The 16,800-nt window shown below is 71.1% G+C and carries 15 protein-coding genes; 6 read left to right on the top strand and 9 right to left on the bottom strand.

The genetic code is table 11. The annotated features are described in order from the left end of the window. Positions 1 to 213 precede the first annotated feature (213 nt). Positions 214 to 1,143, bottom strand: coding sequence for a cyclase family protein (locus tag ABCR94_RS01030; RefSeq protein ID WP_347117036.1), 930 nt, complete (start codon positions 1,141 to 1,143; stop codon positions 214 to 216). A gap of 84 nt (positions 1,144 to 1,227) precedes the next feature. On the opposite strand from ABCR94_RS01030, the gene ABCR94_RS01025 reads away from it, so the two are divergent. The 3 genes from ABCR94_RS01025 to ABCR94_RS01015 all read left to right on the top strand — a co-directional run bounded on the left by ABCR94_RS01025 (position 1,228) and on the right by ABCR94_RS01015 (position 4,892). Beyond that, on the top strand, positions 1,228 to 2,142 hold the full coding sequence (locus ABCR94_RS01025; RefSeq protein WP_347117035.1) for an SDR family oxidoreductase: 915 nt from the start codon (positions 1,228 to 1,230) through the stop codon (positions 2,140 to 2,142). A gap of 374 nt (positions 2,143 to 2,516) precedes the next feature. Continuing rightward, positions 2,517 to 3,836, top strand: a complete 1,320-nt coding sequence (locus tag ABCR94_RS01020) for an acyl-CoA dehydrogenase family protein (protein WP_347117034.1) — start codon at positions 2,517 to 2,519, stop codon at positions 3,834 to 3,836. Positions 3,837 to 3,842: 6 nt separating this feature from the next. Then, positions 3,843 to 4,892, top strand: coding sequence for a Zn-dependent alcohol dehydrogenase (locus ABCR94_RS01015; RefSeq protein WP_347117033.1), 1,050 nt, complete (start codon positions 3,843 to 3,845; stop codon positions 4,890 to 4,892). A gap of 52 nt (positions 4,893 to 4,944) precedes the next feature. On the opposite strand, the gene ABCR94_RS01010 is transcribed toward ABCR94_RS01015, so the two are convergent. Both ABCR94_RS01010 and ABCR94_RS01005 read right to left on the bottom strand, forming a co-directional pair. After that, on the bottom strand, positions 4,945 to 5,973 hold the full coding sequence (locus ABCR94_RS01010) for a GlxA family transcriptional regulator (RefSeq protein WP_521976422.1): 1,029 nt from the start codon (positions 5,971 to 5,973) through the stop codon (positions 4,945 to 4,947). 16 nt (positions 5,974 to 5,989) lie between these two features. Continuing rightward, a complete protein-coding gene (locus tag ABCR94_RS01005) occupies positions 5,990 to 6,175 on the bottom strand; it encodes a hypothetical protein (RefSeq protein ID WP_347117031.1) in 186 nt (61 codons plus the stop codon). Positions 6,176 to 6,234: 59 nt separating this feature from the next. Between ABCR94_RS01005 and ABCR94_RS01000 the strand changes: the two genes are divergently transcribed. After that, the gene (locus tag ABCR94_RS01000; RefSeq protein ID WP_521975916.1) at positions 6,235 to 7,698 is read left to right on the top strand and encodes an MFS transporter; all 1,464 of its coding nucleotides are present in this window, start codon (positions 6,235 to 6,237) and stop codon (positions 7,696 to 7,698) included. 22 nt (positions 7,699 to 7,720) lie between these two features. Here the strand turns inward: ABCR94_RS01000 and ABCR94_RS00995 are convergent, their stop codons facing one another. The 4 genes from ABCR94_RS00995 to ABCR94_RS00980 form a co-directional block, all read right to left on the bottom strand. Further along, positions 7,721 to 8,359 carry a flavin reductase family protein gene (locus ABCR94_RS00995; protein ID WP_347118408.1) on the bottom strand — a complete coding sequence of 213 codons (639 nt, stop codon included), beginning with the start codon at positions 8,357 to 8,359 and terminating at the stop codon, positions 7,721 to 7,723. Between the two features lie 69 nt (positions 8,360 to 8,428). Beyond that, entirely contained in the window at positions 8,429 to 9,274 is an 846-nt protein-coding gene (locus ABCR94_RS00990) for an enoyl-CoA hydratase/isomerase family protein (RefSeq protein WP_347117030.1), read from the bottom strand. A 265-nt stretch (positions 9,275 to 9,539) separates the two neighbouring features. Next, positions 9,540 to 11,780: an acetate--CoA ligase family protein gene (locus ABCR94_RS00985; protein ID WP_347117029.1), complete on the bottom strand. Its 2,241-nt coding sequence runs from the start codon at positions 11,778 to 11,780 to the stop codon at positions 9,540 to 9,542. Positions 11,781 to 12,129: 349 nt separating this feature from the next. Then, positions 12,130 to 13,308, bottom strand: a complete 1,179-nt coding sequence (locus ABCR94_RS00980) for a flavin-containing monooxygenase (RefSeq protein WP_521976420.1) — start codon at positions 13,306 to 13,308, stop codon at positions 12,130 to 12,132. A 230-nt stretch (positions 13,309 to 13,538) separates the two neighbouring features. Between ABCR94_RS00980 and ABCR94_RS00975 the strand changes: the two genes are divergently transcribed. Both ABCR94_RS00975 and ABCR94_RS00970 read left to right on the top strand, forming a co-directional pair. Then, a complete protein-coding gene (locus ABCR94_RS00975) occupies positions 13,539 to 13,988 on the top strand; it encodes a DoxX family membrane protein (RefSeq protein ID WP_347117027.1) in 450 nt (149 codons plus the stop codon). After that, positions 13,988 to 14,440 (top strand): Zn-ribbon domain-containing OB-fold protein, encoded by a 453-nt coding sequence (locus ABCR94_RS00970; protein WP_347117026.1) that lies wholly within the window; start codon positions 13,988 to 13,990, stop codon positions 14,438 to 14,440. Before ABCR94_RS00975 ends, ABCR94_RS00970 begins: the two co-directional genes overlap by 1 nt. Positions 14,441 to 14,511: 71 nt before the next feature. On the opposite strand, the gene ABCR94_RS00965 is transcribed toward ABCR94_RS00970, so the two are convergent. Both ABCR94_RS00965 and ABCR94_RS00960 read right to left on the bottom strand, forming a co-directional pair. After that, entirely contained in the window at positions 14,512 to 15,213 is a 702-nt protein-coding gene (locus ABCR94_RS00965; RefSeq protein WP_347117025.1) for a pyridoxine/pyridoxamine 5'-phosphate oxidase, read from the bottom strand. 112 nt (positions 15,214 to 15,325) lie between these two features. Further along, positions 15,326 to 16,504, bottom strand: coding sequence for a thiolase C-terminal domain-containing protein (locus ABCR94_RS00960; RefSeq protein ID WP_347117024.1), 1,179 nt, complete (start codon positions 16,502 to 16,504; stop codon positions 15,326 to 15,328). Positions 16,505 to 16,800 lie beyond the last annotated feature (296 nt).

The following is a 16,800-nucleotide window of genomic DNA, read 5'->3' as shown; positions in this document are numbered from 1 at the left end:
GTGGGGCGATTCGTCGTGAGGGGACGCCGAGGGGCTGAGGCACCTCGGCGAGCGCGGGTCGCGGTTCGGCGCGCTGGCACGGGGCCCGTGCGCCGGAACCGGGTGGCGGCCGCCGTGCCGTGTTCGGGGCGTGCAGGAGCGGCCGCCACCCAGAAATCTCGCGCTGCTCCATGTTGCCCCCGGAGTGTGTCTGCTTCCCGGAGTGCCCCCGCTTCAGAAGATCGCCACCGGGGCGACGGGGGTGCCCGTGCCGCCGACGAACGGCTCCGGCATTGCGGCGAGCAGGAAGGCGTACCGCTTCTCTTCCGCACAGGCTGTGGACAACTCTTCGAGATTCCAGTTCTGGCCCTGGAGCATGCCCATCTCGACCAGGTCGAGCGCGTGCACCGGCAGCCACAGGTCCTCGACCTCCGGCGGGAAGATCTCGAAGGTCAGGGTGTCGTTCGCGACCGCCGCGACGTCCCGGGCGTGGAACCACTCGGGCGTACGCAGGGACAGGCCGGGGGACGGGTACGCGTAGCCGTGCTTGTCGCCCGCGAGGTAGGTCTGGATCTGCCCGGTCCGTACGAGCACGATGTCGCCGCCCCGGACCCGGGTGCCCGCCAGTTCCTCCGCGGCTTCGAGGTCCTCGGGCGTCACTGCGTGGTCGCCCGCCAGCCGGTCGACGCCCTTCGCGCGGGCCACATCGAGCAGCACCCCGCGCGAGACGATGTGGCGGGCCTTGTCTATGCCGCTGAACTGGGCGCGGCCGTGCGCGGTGATGGTGTCGGCAGGGCGGCCGTTGTAGATCTTTCCCGAGTGTGAGACATGGGTGAGGGCGTCCCAGTGGGTGGCGGCCTGGAGGCCCATCGTCACGGCGTCGTCGCTGGTGGCGACCGTTCCCGGGCCGAAGAGCTCCTGGTTGATCTGGATCATGGAGTGGAGTGGGTTGACCCGGCCGGGGATCATGCCCGCCTGTACGCCGTCCTGCTGGAGCGGGAGCGCGAGGGGGATGCGGCGGCCGGTGCGGACGGCGGTGGCCGCGGCGGTGCGTACGACCTCGTCGGTGATGAGGTTGAGGGTGCCGATCTCGTCGTTCGTGCCCCAACGCCCCCAATTGTTCACGCGCTTGGCGATGTCGTGGAACTCGGCCGGCAATGACATGGGGCTCCCTCGGGTCTTGTGTTCGGACTGCTGCGTACCCATAAAATCTAACGGTCCGTCAGAAACCGCGGGAAGGGGCCGGACATGGGGAACTTCTTGGCAGGCAAGGTCATTGCCGTCACAGGTGCCGGGCGAGGCATCGGACGGGCGGTGGCCCTGGCCTGTGCGGCCGAGGGCGCGCGGGTGGTCGTCAACGACTACGGCGTGTCCATGGAGGGTGCGAAGCCGACCAGCGAGGTCGCCGAGGCGGTGGTGAAGGAGATCGTGGCGGCCGGCGGCGAAGCGGTCGCGGTCGCGGACGACATCTCGACGATGGCGGGCGGGCAGCGGATCGTCGATGTCGCGCTGGCGCAGTTCGGCCGGGTGGACGGGGTGGTGTGCGTCGCCGGGATCCTGCGCGAGCGGATGCTGTTCAACATGACCGAGGAGGAGTGGGACCCGGTCATCGCCACCCACCTCAAGGGCACGTTCACCGTCTTCCGGGCGGCGTCCGCGGTCATGCGGCGACAGGGCACGGGGACGCTGATCGGCTTCACCAGCGGCAACCACCAGGGCAGCGTGGCGCAGGCCAACTACAGCGCGGCCAAGGGCGGAATCATCTCGCTGGTGCGGAGCGCCGCGCTCGGCCTCCACAAGTACGGCGTGACGGCCAACGCGGTGGCGCCGGTGGCGCGGACGCGGATGTCGGCGAACGTACCGATGGAGCTGAAGGAGATCGGCGAGCCCGAGGATGTGGCGGCGCTCGTCGTCTATCTGCTGAGCGAGCGCGCCCGGGAGGAGCGGATCACCGGGCAGGTCTACACGATCGCCGGCCCGAAGATCGCGGTCTGGGCCCAGCCGAGGGAGCTGCGGGCGGGATACGCGGAGGGCGGCGCGTGGACGCCGGAGCGGATCGCGGACTTCCTGCCGGGGACGGTGGGGGTGGACCCGATGCCGATGCTGGCGCGGGTGGAGGAGATGGCGGTGGCTGCGGCGGCTAAGGGGCGGCCCAATGCGTGAGGGGGGGCGGGGGGTTGGGTGCGGGCTTGGGGTGCGGGCCGGGTGGGTGCGGGTGCGGTGCGGGGTCCGGGTTGCCTGCGGCGCTGTTCCCCTACCCGCCCCTTCCCGCTGTGTCATTGTGCGGCTGCCGCCGCGTGGTGGGGCTCCGCCCCAGCCCCCGGTCCTAAAACGCCGGACGGGCTGAAGATGCGCAGCATCCGGGAAACTTTCAGCCCGTCCGGCGATTGAGGACACGCCCGAAGGGCGTCCCGGGGTCCGGGGCTTGCCCCGGTTTCGGGAAGGGGCGGGAACAGCCCGCCGCAGGCGCCCACCCGCACCCGCACCGCACCCGCACCCCCGCTCTCCCCCAATCGCAGCGACCCAGGAGGTGCATCGTGGACTTCGAGTTCGGCGCTCAGGACGAGGCATTCCGCGCGGAGGCCCGCGCCTGGCTCCATTCGCACCTCGTCGGGGACTTCGCCGCCGCCACCGGCCAGGGCGGCCCCGGCAGCGAGCACGAAGGCGGCGCGGTGCGACGCCGGTGGGAGCGCGAACTCGGCAGCGGCGGCTGGATCGGACTCGGCTGGGACGGGGCGTCCGGCGACGCCGAGCCCGTATCCGACGACAGGGCGTCCGGCGACGCGGGGCCGAAGCCCGACGGCCGCCTCCCCCCGGTTGCAGGCGGCAGCCCCCGCGCCGCGTACGGGAATCGGCATGCCACCCTCACCCAACAGGTCGTCTGGGCCGAGGAGTACGCCCGCGTCCAGGCCCCCGCCCGCGTCGGCCACATCGGTGAGAACCTCCTCGCCCCGACCCTCATCGCCTACGGCACCGACGCCCAACGGGCCCGTTTCCTGCCCCCCGTCGCCCGTGGCGACGAGCTCTGGTGTCAGGGGTACAGCGAGCCCGGCGCCGGGTCCGATCTGGCCGCGGTGCGTACCGTCGCCGTGCGGGAAGGGGGCGTGGGGCCGTACCGCGTCAGTGGGCAGAAGGTGTGGACCTCCCTTGCCCAGGAGGCCGATTGGTGCTTCGTGCTGGCGCGCACCGAAGCGGGGTCGGCGCGGCACCGCGGGCTGTCGTTCCTGCTGGTGCCGATGGACCAGCCGGGGCGTATCGACGTACGGCCCATTCAGCAGTTGTCGGGGACGAGCGAGTTCAACGAGGTCTTCTTCGACGGGGCCGAGGCCGCGGCCGAGCATGTCGTCGGGGGCGAGGGCAACGGATGGCGAGTCGCCATGGGGCTGCTCGCTCTGGAGCGCGGAGTGTCGACCCTGGTCCAACAAATTGGTTTTGAGGAGGAGTTGGGGAGAGTCATCTCGGTGGCCCGGAACGCGGGCGCCCTCGGGGAGCCTGTCCTGCGCGACCGCCTCGTACGGCAGTGGGCCGAGCTGCGCACCATGCGGTGGAACGCTCTGCGGACCCTGGGCCGTACCGACGACCCCGGCGCTCCCAGCGTCGCCAAGCTGCTGTGGGGCGGCTGGCACCAGCGGCTCGGCGAGCTGGCGATGCAGGTGCGGGGCGCGTCCGCCGCTATCGGGCCGAAGCCCTGGGACGAGGAGCGACCGTACGAACTCGACTCCCTGCAGCGGCTGTTTTTCTTCAGCCGCGCCGACACCATCTACGGCGGCTCGGACGAAATCCAGCGCAACATCATCGCCGAGCGTGTGCTCGGTCTCCCGAAAGACCCGAAAGACCCGAAAGACCCGAAGGAGTGAGTCGCTGTGAGAGGTGTCATTTTCGACGGCAAGCAGGCCCGGGTGGTCGACGACCTGGAGATCCGGGACCCCGGACCGGGCGAGGTCCTGGTGGACGTGGCCGCGGCCGGACTCTGCCACAGTGATCTGTCGGTCATCGACGGGACCATTCCGTTTCCGCTGCCCGCGGTCCTGGGGCACGAGGGCGCGGGCGTCGTCGCGGCCGTCGGCCCCGGCGTCACCCATGTGGTGCCCGGCGACCATGTGGCGCTGTCCACCCTCGCCAACTGCGGTACGTGCGACCAGTGCGACCGGGGGCGGCCGACCATGTGCCGCAAGGCGATCGGCATGCCGGGACAGCCCTTCTCACGCGCCGGTGAACCGCTCTACCAGTTCGCCTCCAACTCCTCCTTCGCGGAACGGACGGTCGTTAAGGCCGTGCAGGCCGTGAAGATCCCGTCCGACATCCCGCTGACCTCGGCCGCCCTGATCGGCTGCGGCGTACTGACGGGCATCGGGGCGGTGCTCAACCGCGCCAAGGTTGACCGCGGCGAGAGCGTCGTCGTCATCGGCACGGGCGGCATCGGGCTCAATGTCGTCCAGGGCGCGCGGATCGCGGGCGCGCTCACGATCATCGCCGTCGACGCGAACCCGGCCAAGGAGGATTTGGCCCGGCAGTTCGGTGCGACGCACTTCGTCGAGTCCACGGCGGCGGTGCGCGGGATCCTGCCCACCGGCGCCGACCACGCCTTCGAGTGCGTGGGGAATACGAGCCTCATCCGGCAGGCCGTCGACCTCCTCGACCGGCGCGGCCAGGCGATCCTCCTCGGCGTGCCCGCCGCGAGTGCCGAGGCGTCGTTCCTGGTCTCGTCGATGTATCTGGACAAGTCGATCCTGGGCTGCAGGTACGGGTCGTCACGGCCGCAGCGCGACATCGTGCTGTACGCCGAGCTGTACCGCCAAGGTCGGCTGCTGCTAGACGAGTTGGTGACGGAGACCTATCCGCTCGAGGACTTCGCCAAGGCCGCGGACGATGCGCTGCACGGGCGGGTGGCGCGGGGGGTGCTGACGTTCTGACGTTCTGACGTGAAGACCGACGGGCCGCGAGCCGTGGGGGTCGGCCTTGGGGTCAGGCCGGCGCGCCCGCACCCGCGCCCGTCCGGAACGTACGCCGGTAGACGGTCGGTGGCACGCCCAGTGCCGACTGCATGTGCTGGCGCATCGACTGGGCCGTGCCGAAGCCCGCCTGGCGCGCCACCTGGTCGACGGACAGGTCCGAGGACTCCAGCAGATACCGGGCCCGCTCCACGCGCTGCTGCGTCAGCCACTGGCCCGGACTGATGCCGACCTCCTCGCGGAAGCGGCGCGTGAAGGTCCGTACGGACATGGACTCCTGCTCGGCCATGTCCCGCAGCTGGATCGGGTTGTGCAGACGGCCGATGGCCCAGGCGCGAGCAGCGGTCGTGGTCGCCAACTGGGGCTCTGGCACGGGGCGTTGGATGTACTGGGCCTGTCCGCCGTCCCGGTGCGGTGGTACGACCGTACGGCGCGCCACGTCATTGGCGACGGCCGCGCCGTGGTCGCGCCGCACGATGTGCAGGCACAGGTCGAGCCCGGCGGCGACCCCCGCCGACGTCAGTACGTCGCCGTCGTCGATGAAGAGGACCTCGGCGTCGACCTTGATCAGCGGGAAGAGGCCCTGGAAGTGCTCGGCGGACGACCAGTGCGTGGTGGCGGGGCGGCCGTCGAGGTATCCGGCGGCGGCCAGGACGTATCCGCCGGTGCAGATGGCCACCAGGCGGGTGCCCGGCCTGATGTGCATGAAGGCGGCGGCGAGTTCGTCGGTGAGCCGGCCCTCGGTGTAGATGCTGCCCAATTCGTACGAGGCGGGGATGATGATCGTGTCGGCGGTGGCCAGCAGTTCGGCGCCGTGTTCCACCTGGATGGCGAAGTCCGCGTCGGTGCGGACGGGACCCGCTTCGATGCCGCAGGTCACGACCTCGTACAGCGGCCGTCCCGCGCTGTCCTTGGCGCGGCCGAAGATCCGGTGGGGGATGCCCAGCTCGAAGGGGAGGATCCCGGCGAGGGCGAGCACGACGATGCGGTGCGGCGCGGTGTACTCATCGTTCCCCTTGGTCACGGTCTGCTCCTCAACCATCGGTTCAGTCATCGGTTCAGTCATCGGTTCTGGCGGGGCCGGTCGCCGAACGGGTGGGGGTGCGCGAGGTCGTGTTCGCGGGGGTCGTGATGAATGTGCTGGTGTGCGGGGCGCTGCTCTCGGTGCGGGCGATACGGGGGCTGAGGCGGATCGGGTGAGGGGCGGGCTGGGTGCCGGGATCAGTGTCGGGCCTGCGTCCCATGGCCCGATCGTATCGAATGCTGACCTTCGGGCCACTCGTTCGGCGTGATCGCAGGTCGGATGCTTGGCCACGTGACGCAGACAACCGACGATTCAGCAGCCAGTACGACGCCGGACAGTGTTCCTGCGCCTGCGGCTTCGAGTGGGAATGGGCCGAGTGACGGGGCCGACCGGACGGGCGTGACGGGCGAGACGGGTCGGACCGGACCTGGCCCGACCGGTCCGCTCGGTCCGAGCGTTCGCCCGCGCCCGCGACTCCGACTCCGACTCCGACCGCGCAAGATCCACCGCGCCTGGCTCGTCGCCGCGGTCACCTTTGTGACGATCATCGGCGGGGCCGCCTTCAATTCCCTGCCCGGTCTGCTGATCAACCCGCTCCACCAGGAGTTCGGCTGGTCACGCGGCGAGATCGGCGTCGCCGTTTCCATCGACATGGCGCTGTACGGCCTCACCGCCCCGTTCGCCGCGGCCCTCATGGACCGCTTCGGTATCCGCCGGGTCGTGGTCGTGGCGCTGAGCATGGTCGCCGCGGGCGCACTGCTCAGCGTCTGGATGACGGCCAGCTGGCAGCTGATGCTCTACTGGGGCCTGCTCGTCGGCCTCGGCACAGGATCGATGGCGATGGCCTTCTCGGCGACGGTCACCAACCGTTGGTTCGTGGCGCACCGCGGCCTGGTCACCGGCGTCCTCACCGCGGCCGGCGCCTCCGGCCAGCTGGTGTTCCTCCCGCTCTGCGCCTGGATCGTGGAGAACCACGGCTGGCGCCCCGCCTCCATCACCGTCGCCCTCGCCGCACTGGCCGTTGTACCGTTCGTCTGGCTGCTGATGCGCGACCACCCTGCGGACGTCGGACTCGCGCCCTACGGCGGGGAGTTCGTCCCCAAGCCCGCGCCGCAGCGCGGTGCGGCGCGGCGCGCGGTGAAGGTGCTCTTCAAGGCCGCAAAGACGGGCCCGTTCTGGCTGCTGGCCGGCACCTTCGCCATCTGCGGCGCCTCGACGAACGGTCTGATCCGCACCCACTTCGTGCCCGCCGCCCACGATCACGGCATGCAGATCACGGCGGCGGCGGGACTGCTCGCGATGATCGGTGTCTTCGACATCATCGGCACGATCGCGTCCGGCTGGTTCACGGACCGCTTCGATTCGCGCCGCCTGCTCGCGGTCTACTACGCCCTGCGTGGCATCTCGTTGCTCTTCCTGCCGATGCTGCTTGGCCCGTCCGTGCAACCGCCGATGATCTTCTTCATAGTCTTCTACGGCTTGGACTGGGTCGCCACGGTCCCGCCGACCATCGCCCTGTGCCGCGAGCAGTTCGGCGAGGACAGCGCGATCGTCTTCGGCTGGGTCCTCGCGTCGCACCAGGTGGGGGCGGCGATCGTCGCCTTCGCGGGCGGTGTGGCGCGGGACGTCTTCGGCGAGTACGACATGGTCTGGTACGCCTCGGGCGCGCTGTGCGCGGTGGCGGCGCTGATGGCGCTGGTGATCCGGCGCAAGCCGGCGACGCGGGCCGCGGTCCCGGCATAGACGGTGCTGACGGTCCAGCCACTCAGGCGTCGAAGCGCCCGAACTTCCCTCGATGGAAGAGGAGTGGCTCGCTGTTGATGCCGTGGCTATTGCCGTCGCTGTTGCCGTTGCCGTCGGTCGCGTCGCCCAGCGCGTTGACACGGCCGACCACGATCAGATGATCACCGCCGGTGTGCACGGTCTGGATCGTGCAGTCGATCCAGGCCGGTACGCCGTCGAGGAGCGGCGACCCGGTCGCGGGAGCCTCGTCGTACGCTACACCGGCGAACTTGTCCGCCCCGCTCTTCGCGAAACCGAGGCACAGCGGGCCCTGGTCGGCGCCCAGGATGTTGACGCAGAAGACCCCGGCGCGGGCGATGCGCGGCCAAGTCGTGGACGTACGGGCGACCATGAAGGCCACCAGGGGCGGGTCGAGCGAGAGCGAGGCGAAGGACTGGCAGGCGAAACCAGCCGGGCCGGCCTCATCGTCCATGGCGGGCGCGGTGACCACGGTGACGCCACTCGCGAAGTTGGCGAGCACGCGCCGGAATTGGGCCGGATCGACCGGCAGTCGCTCGTCCTCGCCGACGGCCCGCAGATCGGGGCGCGGCAGCGCGTGGAAGGGCTCGGTGGCGGTGGCTGCCCCGACGGACCTGAGGTATCGGACGGCGGTGGCCGCCATCCCTGCGTGTCCCATCACATCAGCCATTGAAGCTGACGGTCCGTCAGAAGTGAAGGGGTGGCGAGGTGTTCAGAGCCCCCGGTATTTGGGCGTGCGCCGCTCGACGAAGCTCGCCACACCCTCGTTCGCGTCCGCCGTCGTCATATTGATCTCCTGCGCGGCGGCCTCGGCGGCGAAGGCGCCGGCGCGGTCGGAGTCGAGGGAGGCGTTGACCAGTTGCTTGGTGAGAGCCAGGGCCCGGGTGGGGCCACTGGCGAGCCGCTCGGCCCAGGCGCGGGCCGTGGCCGCGAGCTCCTCGGCGGGGACGACCCGGTTGACCAGCCCCATCCGGTGCGCCTCCGGGGCCGGGAGCGAGTCGCCGAAGAGCATCAGCTCCTTCGCGCGCTGCGGGCCGACCAGCCGGGGGAGGAGGTACGCCCCGCCGCCGTCGGGGACGAGTCCACGGCGTACGAAGACTTCGATGAACTTGGCCGATTCGGCGGCAAGTACAAGATCACAGGCGAGCGCGAGATGCGCGCCGAGCCCGGCGGCGGTGCCGTTGACGGCGGCGATCACCGGTTTCTCGCAGTCCAGGACGGCGCCGATGAGCCGCTGCGCGCCGAGCCGGATCGTACGGGCGACATCCCCGGCGACGCGCTCGGCGGACCTGGAGGACCCGGAGGACCCGCCCCGCAGGTCCGCCCCGGCGCAGAATCCCTTGCCGGTGGCGGTGATGACGACGGCGCGGACGGCGGGGTCGGCGGAGGCGTCGGCGAGCAGCGAGATGACGCGCTCGCGCTGGTCCCAGGTGACGGCGTTCATGGCTTCGGGCCGGTTGAGGGTGATCCATGAGACGCCGTTGTCAGTGGCGTGCAGTACCAATGAGTCAGGTGATTCTTCTGCTTCTTCGACGACTTCACGGGGGGAGTCGGTCATGATCATGCTCCTGTTCAGAAAATTTCAGCGTGTCCGATGCTTCCAGGGCGTCCGGTGGTTGCGGCTCATCGACTGCTTCCGGCACATCCAGCCCGTCCGGCGTTTGAGGACAAAGGGGGCCCGGGGGCTTGCCCCCGGTTTCGGGAAGGGGCGGGTAGGGGACAGCGCCGCAGGCAACCCGCACCGCACCCACCTCCGCACCCGCCCCGGCACCCACCTCCGCACCCGCCCCGGCACCCGCACCAAACCGACGACCGCCGTCACCTCACCGGCACACCGCCAGCGCGTCCAACGCCACCGCCCCCTGCCCCCGCGGCAGCACCATCAGCGGGTTGATGTCGAGCTCGGACAGGTCGTCGCCCAGCTCCAGCGCCATCCGCTGGACCCGCAGCACGACCTCGACCAGCGCGTCCACATCCGCCGGGGGCGCGCCCCTGATGCCGTCGAGGAGCGCGTGGCCGCGCAGTTCGCCGAGCATGGCCCGCGCCTGGTCCTCGCCGAACGGCGGCACTCGCACACTCGCGTCGCCGAGGACCTCGACCAGGACACCGCCGAGCCCCACGGTCACCGTCGGGCCGAACAGCGCGTCCTGGGTCACGCCGACGACCATTTCGACGCCGCGCTCGATCATCTGGCAGACCAGTACGCCGTCCAGCTCGACCCCCTCGTACCGGGCGATGTCCGTCAGCTCGCGATAAGCGTCGCGGATCTGGCTGGCGGAGGTCAGCGCGACCTTCACCAGGCCCAGTTCGGTCTTGTGGGCGAGCTGGGGCCCGGACGCCTTCATGACGACCGGGTAGCCGACGAGCCCCGCAGCCCGCACGGCCGCCGCCGCGCTGGTCACCAATTGCTCGCGCGGTACGCGGATTCCGTACGCCCGCAGCAGCTGCTTCGCCGCGTGCTCGCTCAGCTGCCGGCCCGGCCGCATCAAGGCCTGCGCCTTGCGGAAGGAAGGCGAGTGGGTGCGCGGTGCCTCGTCGAACGGGGAGCGGTAGGCGGCGGTGAAGCGGTGATGCCCGAGGTAGGCGCGTACGGCTGTGATGCAGTTGCCGAAGGTGCGGAAGGTGGCGACCCGGGAGGAGCCGAGGAGTGTCGTGCGGTAGGCGTCCTCGGTGCCGACGGGGGAGCCCCAGACGACGCACACCAGTTTGTCCGTGGCCTCCGCCGCGTCCACCAGATCCTGCGCCAGCTTGTCGCTCATCGGTGGGAACGGCCCGGTGATCGGGCAGATCAGCACGCCCACCGCCGGGTCCGCCAGGATCGCCTCGATGATCTTCGGCCCGCGCCAGTCGCCGACCGGGTGGCCGCCGTTGTCGATGGGGTTGGCGACGCTGAGATAGTCGGGTATCCACGTGTGCAGCTCGGCCTGTTTGGCGGCCGAGAGCTCCGGCAGGGGCAGTCCCGCCGCCGTGGCCAGGTCCGAGAAGTGCGCGCCCGTGCCGCCCGAGATCGAATAGACGACGACCCCGTCGGCCACCGGCTTCCTGGCGCGTGCCAATAGGGCCGCGGTGTCCTGGAGTTCGTCGAGCCCGTCCACCCGGATCACCCCGAACTGCCGCATCGCCGCGTCCACGACCTGGTCCGCGCCGGTCAGCTTGCCGGTGTGCGAGGCGGCCATCCGGGCGCCCGTCTCCGTGCGGCCCACCTTGACCGCGACGATCGGCACACCCGCCCGCGCGGCCCGGTCGGCGGCGAGCAGGAAGGAGCGGCCGTCCTTCAGGCCCTCGACGTAGCAGGCGATGGCCCCGACCTCGGGCTGCTGGGCGAAGTACGAGATGAAGTCGGCGGTTTCCAGGTCGGCCTCGTTGCCGGTCGGCGCCCAGTGGGAGAGCCGGATGCCCAGCTCCTGGAGGGCGTAGACGGGGCGGCCCTGATGGCCGGACTGGGTGATAAGGGCGATGGCGGGCCCGTCGAGGTCCTCGCGGAACGCCTCGAAGGCGTTGAGGTTGGTGTTGGGCCCGAGCAGTCGCAGCCCGGACCGTTCCACCGCGGCCGTCAGCCGCGCCTGTGCGGCGGCGCCCTCCTCGCCGGCCTCCGCGAAGCCGGACGCGAAGGCCACCGCGAACTTGACCTTGGCCTCGGCCAGTTCCTCGATGACCGGGAGGGGGTCACCGACGAGGAGTACGGCCAGATCGACTTGTTCGGGCAGGTCCCCGACGGAAGGGAGGCAGCGCAGCCCGAACACGGACGTACGGGTGGGGTGGACCGGATACAGCCGGGCGCCGACCCGCTCGGCCCAGGCGATGAGCTGCCGGGTGATGCCGGTGTTGGGCCTGCCTTCGGTGTCGGACGCGCCGATGACGGTCACCGATTCGGGCCGGAAGAAGCGGTCGAGGTCGGGGACGGGGGCGTGCAGCGGACGGCCGCTGACATCCAGGTCGCCCGCCGCAGCACCGGTTCCTGCGGAGGTGCTGCCGTGGACGGCATCGGGTCGGGGCTGCTCTCCGCAGGCCACAACGCGGGCGCGGAGATCTGTGGTGAGGGTGCCGTGGGTAGATCCAAGCATGGTTTCAGCCCGCTCCTGCTCGTCGGCCAACAGAACTGACGCATAGTCAGGTTACTGAACTGACGGCTCGTCAGGAATAGTTGGGCAGGCAAAGCCTGACGGGAGAGCTGCCAGCAGTTCCCGGGAAGGGCCCCTGGGAGGCCCTGCGGGCATTCGCTGTCCGCGCCGGAGTGCGGTGGTCCCATGGGTCGTAGGAGGCGGCCGCACGCGGCGCATCCGCGTCCTGGCGCGCTCCGGTCCCGCACGCTCTCACGCGCCCGGCCGCCGGACCAGAGGGCCCGACGGCATCCGGCCACCGGCCGCCGGGGCTTCGTTCTCGGCGGAGGCTCGACGGAGGCTCTGCGGCGGGTCAGCGGTGCTTCGTTGCCGCCGCCACCGCTCGGGCGATCTTCCGTGCGTCCAGCGCCATCTCGCGGAGCATCCCGCTGATCGGGTTCGTATACCCGACGAAGTAGAGCCCCGGCGCCTTCGCGGGCGTGCGGGCGCCGTGGGTGACCGGGCGCCCGCGGTCGTCGAGGACGTCCAGATGGCCGACCAGGTCCTCCAGGGCGCGGCGGTAGCCCGTCGCCGCGATCACCGTGTCCGGGCTGATTCGGGAGCCGTCCGCCAGGACCACCTTGCCGTCGTCGAAGGACTCGACGGCGGCGACCGGTTCGACCTTCCCGCGTCGTACGGCGTTGATCAGGCCCACGTCCTGGACCGGGATCGCCCCCTCGCGGACCCGGGAGTACAGGCCGCCTGTCGGGCGCGGCAGGCCGTGCGAGGACAGGTCGGGGACGGAGACGCGGCCCAGTACGTCGCCCGCCCGGTCCACCAGGCCCACCGGCAGCCGCCGGACCAGGATGCCGGTGCGCTGGGCGGGCCAGCCCGCGGTCGAGCGGCGCAGGATGTACGGAGACGTACGCACCGCGAGCCGCACCCGCGAGGCCCCGCCCTCGACCAGGTCCACGGCGATCTCCGCGCCGGTGTTGCCGGCTCCGACGACCAGGACGTCCTGGCCCGCGTAGGGCGCGGCGTTGCGGTAGCCGCCGGCGTGCAGCAGTTCGCCGCCGTAGGTGCCCCGGCCGGGCCAGTCGGGGACGTGCGGGGTGTGGTTGTAGCCGGTGGCGACCACCACGGCCGAGCCGGTCAGCTCCCGGCCGCCGGTGGCGTGCAGCACCCAGCCGGCGCCGTCGGGCGCGGCGGTGACGCGCGAGACCTCGACGCCCGTGACGATCTCCAACTGGTGGAATTCGACGTACTTGTCCAGATAGCGGACGACGTTGTCGCGGGAGACCCAGCGCCCGAAGGGGCGCGGTATCGGCAGCCCCGGCAGGGCGGACAGCCGTCGCGTGGTGTGCAGGCGCAGCTGGTCGTAGTGGCCGCGCCAGGAGGCGCCCACGGTGTCGGACTTTTCCAGTACGACGGCTCGTACGCCCTGCTGACGCAGAGCCGCAGCGGCGGCAAGTCCGCCCGGCCCGCCGCCGATGACGTAAACGGGTCGGTCGTTCGTGGTGTCGGCCATGAGTTGTGAGCGTAATGGCGGCATGTCTTGATAGGTCTCGCTCAAGACCGAAATCGGTTGCGAATCGATCACGGTCCGTCGCGAAGCCACACCCCACTGTCCCGACCGGCCGCCCTCCGACTGACCTCCGACCGCCGCAAATCACCCCCAACTACCCCCGACCGTCCTGCCTCTTGCGCACAGCGGCCCGATCAGTTGAACTGACGTACCGTCAGATTCGTGCAGGGCAGAGCAGGGCAGAGGGGTGGACCGGAATGCAGACCATCTGGCTCGGCGGCGCCGAGTGGCTCGCGGTGCTGCGCATAGGCCTGGGCCTGTGGTGGCTGGAGAGCTGGCGCCACAAGGACAAGAAGGGCTGGTTCGAGCGCGGCACGGGCATCGCCTGGGCGGCGGATGTCGCAGGCAAGCACAAATGGCCCGCGGTGAACACCGGCTTCCGGACGGTGGTCGCGCCGCGCCCCAAGACCATGGCGTACGTCGTCGTCTACGCCGAACTCGCCATCGGCCTTGGCCTGGTCGTCGGCTTCCTGACCCCGATCGCTCTCGTCGGCGCCCTGCTCCTCAATCTGCTCTACCTCATCCTCATGATCCACGACTGGGCCGAGCAGGGGCAGAACGCCATGATGGCGCTGGCCACCCTCGTCGCCCTCTTCGCCATGTCCTGGCAGAGCTGGTCCCTCGACAGCGCGATCGGACTTTTCTGATGGCCGAGGCAGTCGCAGCCGCGACCGCGGCGGCCCCCGACATCGACGCCTTCACCCGCCCCTACTGGGAGGCGGCGGCGCAGGGAGACCTGCTGCTGCGCCGCTGCCTGGCGTGCGCGAAGGCGCATCACTACCCGCGCGAGTTCTGCCCGTACTGCTGGAGCGAGGATGTCGGCTGGGAGCGGGCGAGCGGTCGCGCCACGCTCTACACCTGGTCCGTCGTGCACCGCAACGACCTGCCGCCCTTCGGTGAGCGCGTCCCGTACGTCGCCGCGGTGGTCGATCTCGCGGAGGGGCCGCGGATGATGACCGAGGTCGTCGACTGTGCGGAGGCGGATCTGCGGATCGGCATGGAGCTGGAGGTCGCGTTCCGGGAGGGGGAGGCGGCGGGGTACGCCTTCCCCGTCTTCCGGGCCTCCTCGGCCGTCCGGGCCGACCTGGGCGTGCAGTAGCGCCGCCGACGGGCCCACTGCCGGGCGCGCGAGCGCGACGGGGTCGGACGGGAGGGCCGGCGACACCGCCGTCACGGCCAGAGCAGTTCCCGGATCCAGCCGCCGCCGTCGTCGCCCCGGCGGTAGCGCAGGCGTACATGGCGGCGGTGTTCGTCCCCCTGGAAGAACTCCACCTCGGTGGGCTCGACGACGTACAGCGTCCAGGACGGTACGTCGGCCTCGGGGTCGGCCTGCGCTTGCTCCCACGCCGCCTGCGAGGCCCGTAGCAAGTGCCCGTACTGCGGCAGGACTTCACTCTGGTGACCGACGAGTGCGGAGGCGAGCGCGCCCGTCGACCGTGCGTGCAGATCGGCCCGGCTCTCGTCGGGCGTGCCGACGGTCACCGGCCCCCTGACCCGTACCTGGCGTCCCTGCGTCGCCCAGTAGAAGCCGAGCGCGGCCTGCGGCGCGGCGGCCAGCTGGCGGCCCTTGGCGCTGTTGGTGTGCGAAGCGAAGTGCCAGCCGCGCTCGTCGGCGTCGTGCAGCATCAACGTACGTACGTCGGGCAGCCCGGCCTCGTCCACGGTCGCCAGGGTCATCGTGTGCGGCTCGCTCTGACCGGCCTCGACCGCCTCGGCGAACCACCGGTGGAAGAGTGCGAGTGGCTCGCGGGGCGCGGCGGACGTGTCGAACGCGGGCAGCTTTGTGTCCCATACGCGCTGGGAGCGGAGCAGCTCGTGGAAGTCGTCGGCTTCCGGCTGTTGCGGATGCTGTTGCGGATGCGGATTGCTCATCCCGTCATCTCACACCATGGGCGTTACGGGATGAATATGGAGCCGGGGTGAACGGCGGGTCTCGGCCGCGGGGGAAAGCGGTAGGCCCCCGCCACGGCTGGGGCGGCCGGTGTCAGCCGCGCCCCAGCACCACCGTCCCCGACGAGCAGAACCAGCCGCCGGTCCCCGAGGCCACCGCCAGTTCGGGCAGCCGCCCGCCCGCCTTGCGCACCTGCCCGTCGCCCGCCTCGCCGCGGAGCTGTCGCACGGCCTCGACCAGCAGGAACAGGCCGCGCATCCCCGGATGGCAGGCGGACAGGCCGCCGCCGTCGGTATTGACCGGCAGTGCGCCGTCCCGCAGCAGGCGGCCCTTCTCGACAAACGCGCCGCCTTCGCCCTTCGCGCAGAAGCCGAGGTCCTCCAGCGTGACCAGCGTCATATAGGTGAAGGCATCGTAGATCTCGGCGAGGTCCATGTCGGCGGGTCCCACCCCGGCCCGCTCGAAGGCCAGGCGCCCGGAGACCGCGGCCGGGGAGACGGTGAAGTCCTCCCACTGGGACATGGCGGTGTGCGAGACGGACGTCCCGGATCCCAGTACCCACACCGGGGCCTTCGCCATGTCCGGTACGTAGTCCTCCGCGACCAGCAGTACCGCGCAGCCGCCGTCGCTGCGGATGCAGCAGTGCAGCTTGGTGAAGGGGTCGGCGATCATCGGGCCCGCGAGTACGTCGTCCACCGTCACCGGCGCGCGGAACATCGCGTCCGGGTTGGTCGCCGCGTTCGCCCTTGCCTGGACGGCGACTTCGGCGAGCTGCTCCAGGGTCGTGCCGTACTCGTGCATGTGACGCCGGGCGGCCATCGCGTACTTGGCGATCAGCGTGTGCCCGTACGGCACTTCGAACTGGAGCGGGCCGCGCGCTCCGAAGGAGAGGTTCGACGTCCTGCGGCCCGCCTTGATGTCGGCGCGGGCGGTCGATCCGTACACCAGGAGTACGGCGTTGGCGTGCCCGGCGGCGATGGCGTCCGCGGCGTGCGCGGCCATGACTTCCCAGGTGGAGCCACCGACGCCGGTGGAGTCGACCCAAGTGGGGCGCAGCCCGAGGTACTCGGCGACCTCAACGGGGGCGAGGGTGCCGAGGCCGGCTGACGCGAAGCCGTCGATGACGGACCGGTCGAGGCCGGAATCGGCGAGCGCGCGGCGGGCGGCCTGGGCGTGCAGGGCGTAGGGAGTGGCCTCGTCGACGCGCCCGCAGTCCGAGAGGGCTATGCCGGCGACGGCGACCTTGCGGGGGGAACGGGGGGAGGGGGGCATATTTCTGACGGTACATCAGATGCGGGGCGCGGAGGGGGGGGCGGAGGCGTGTGCGGGTGGATGGGTGGGTGGGTGGGTGGGTGCGGGTGCGTGGGCCGGGTGCGGGTTGCCTGCAGCGCTGTTCCCCTACCCGCCCCTTCCCGAAACCGGGGCAGGCCCCGGGCCCCTGGACGCCCTGCGGGCGTGTCCTCAAGCGCCGGACGGGCTGAGGATGCGCAGCATCCGGAACTTTTCAGCCCGTCCGGGGGTCGGGGCTGCCCCGCCACGCGGCGGCAGCCGCAAGATGTCACAGCGGG

The organism is Streptomyces changchenzhani (assembly GCF_039766235.1).
GTDB lineage: Bacteria > Actinomycetota > Actinomycetes > Streptomycetales > Streptomycetaceae > Streptomyces.
This window is presented reverse-complemented; position numbering and strand designations above follow the sequence as displayed.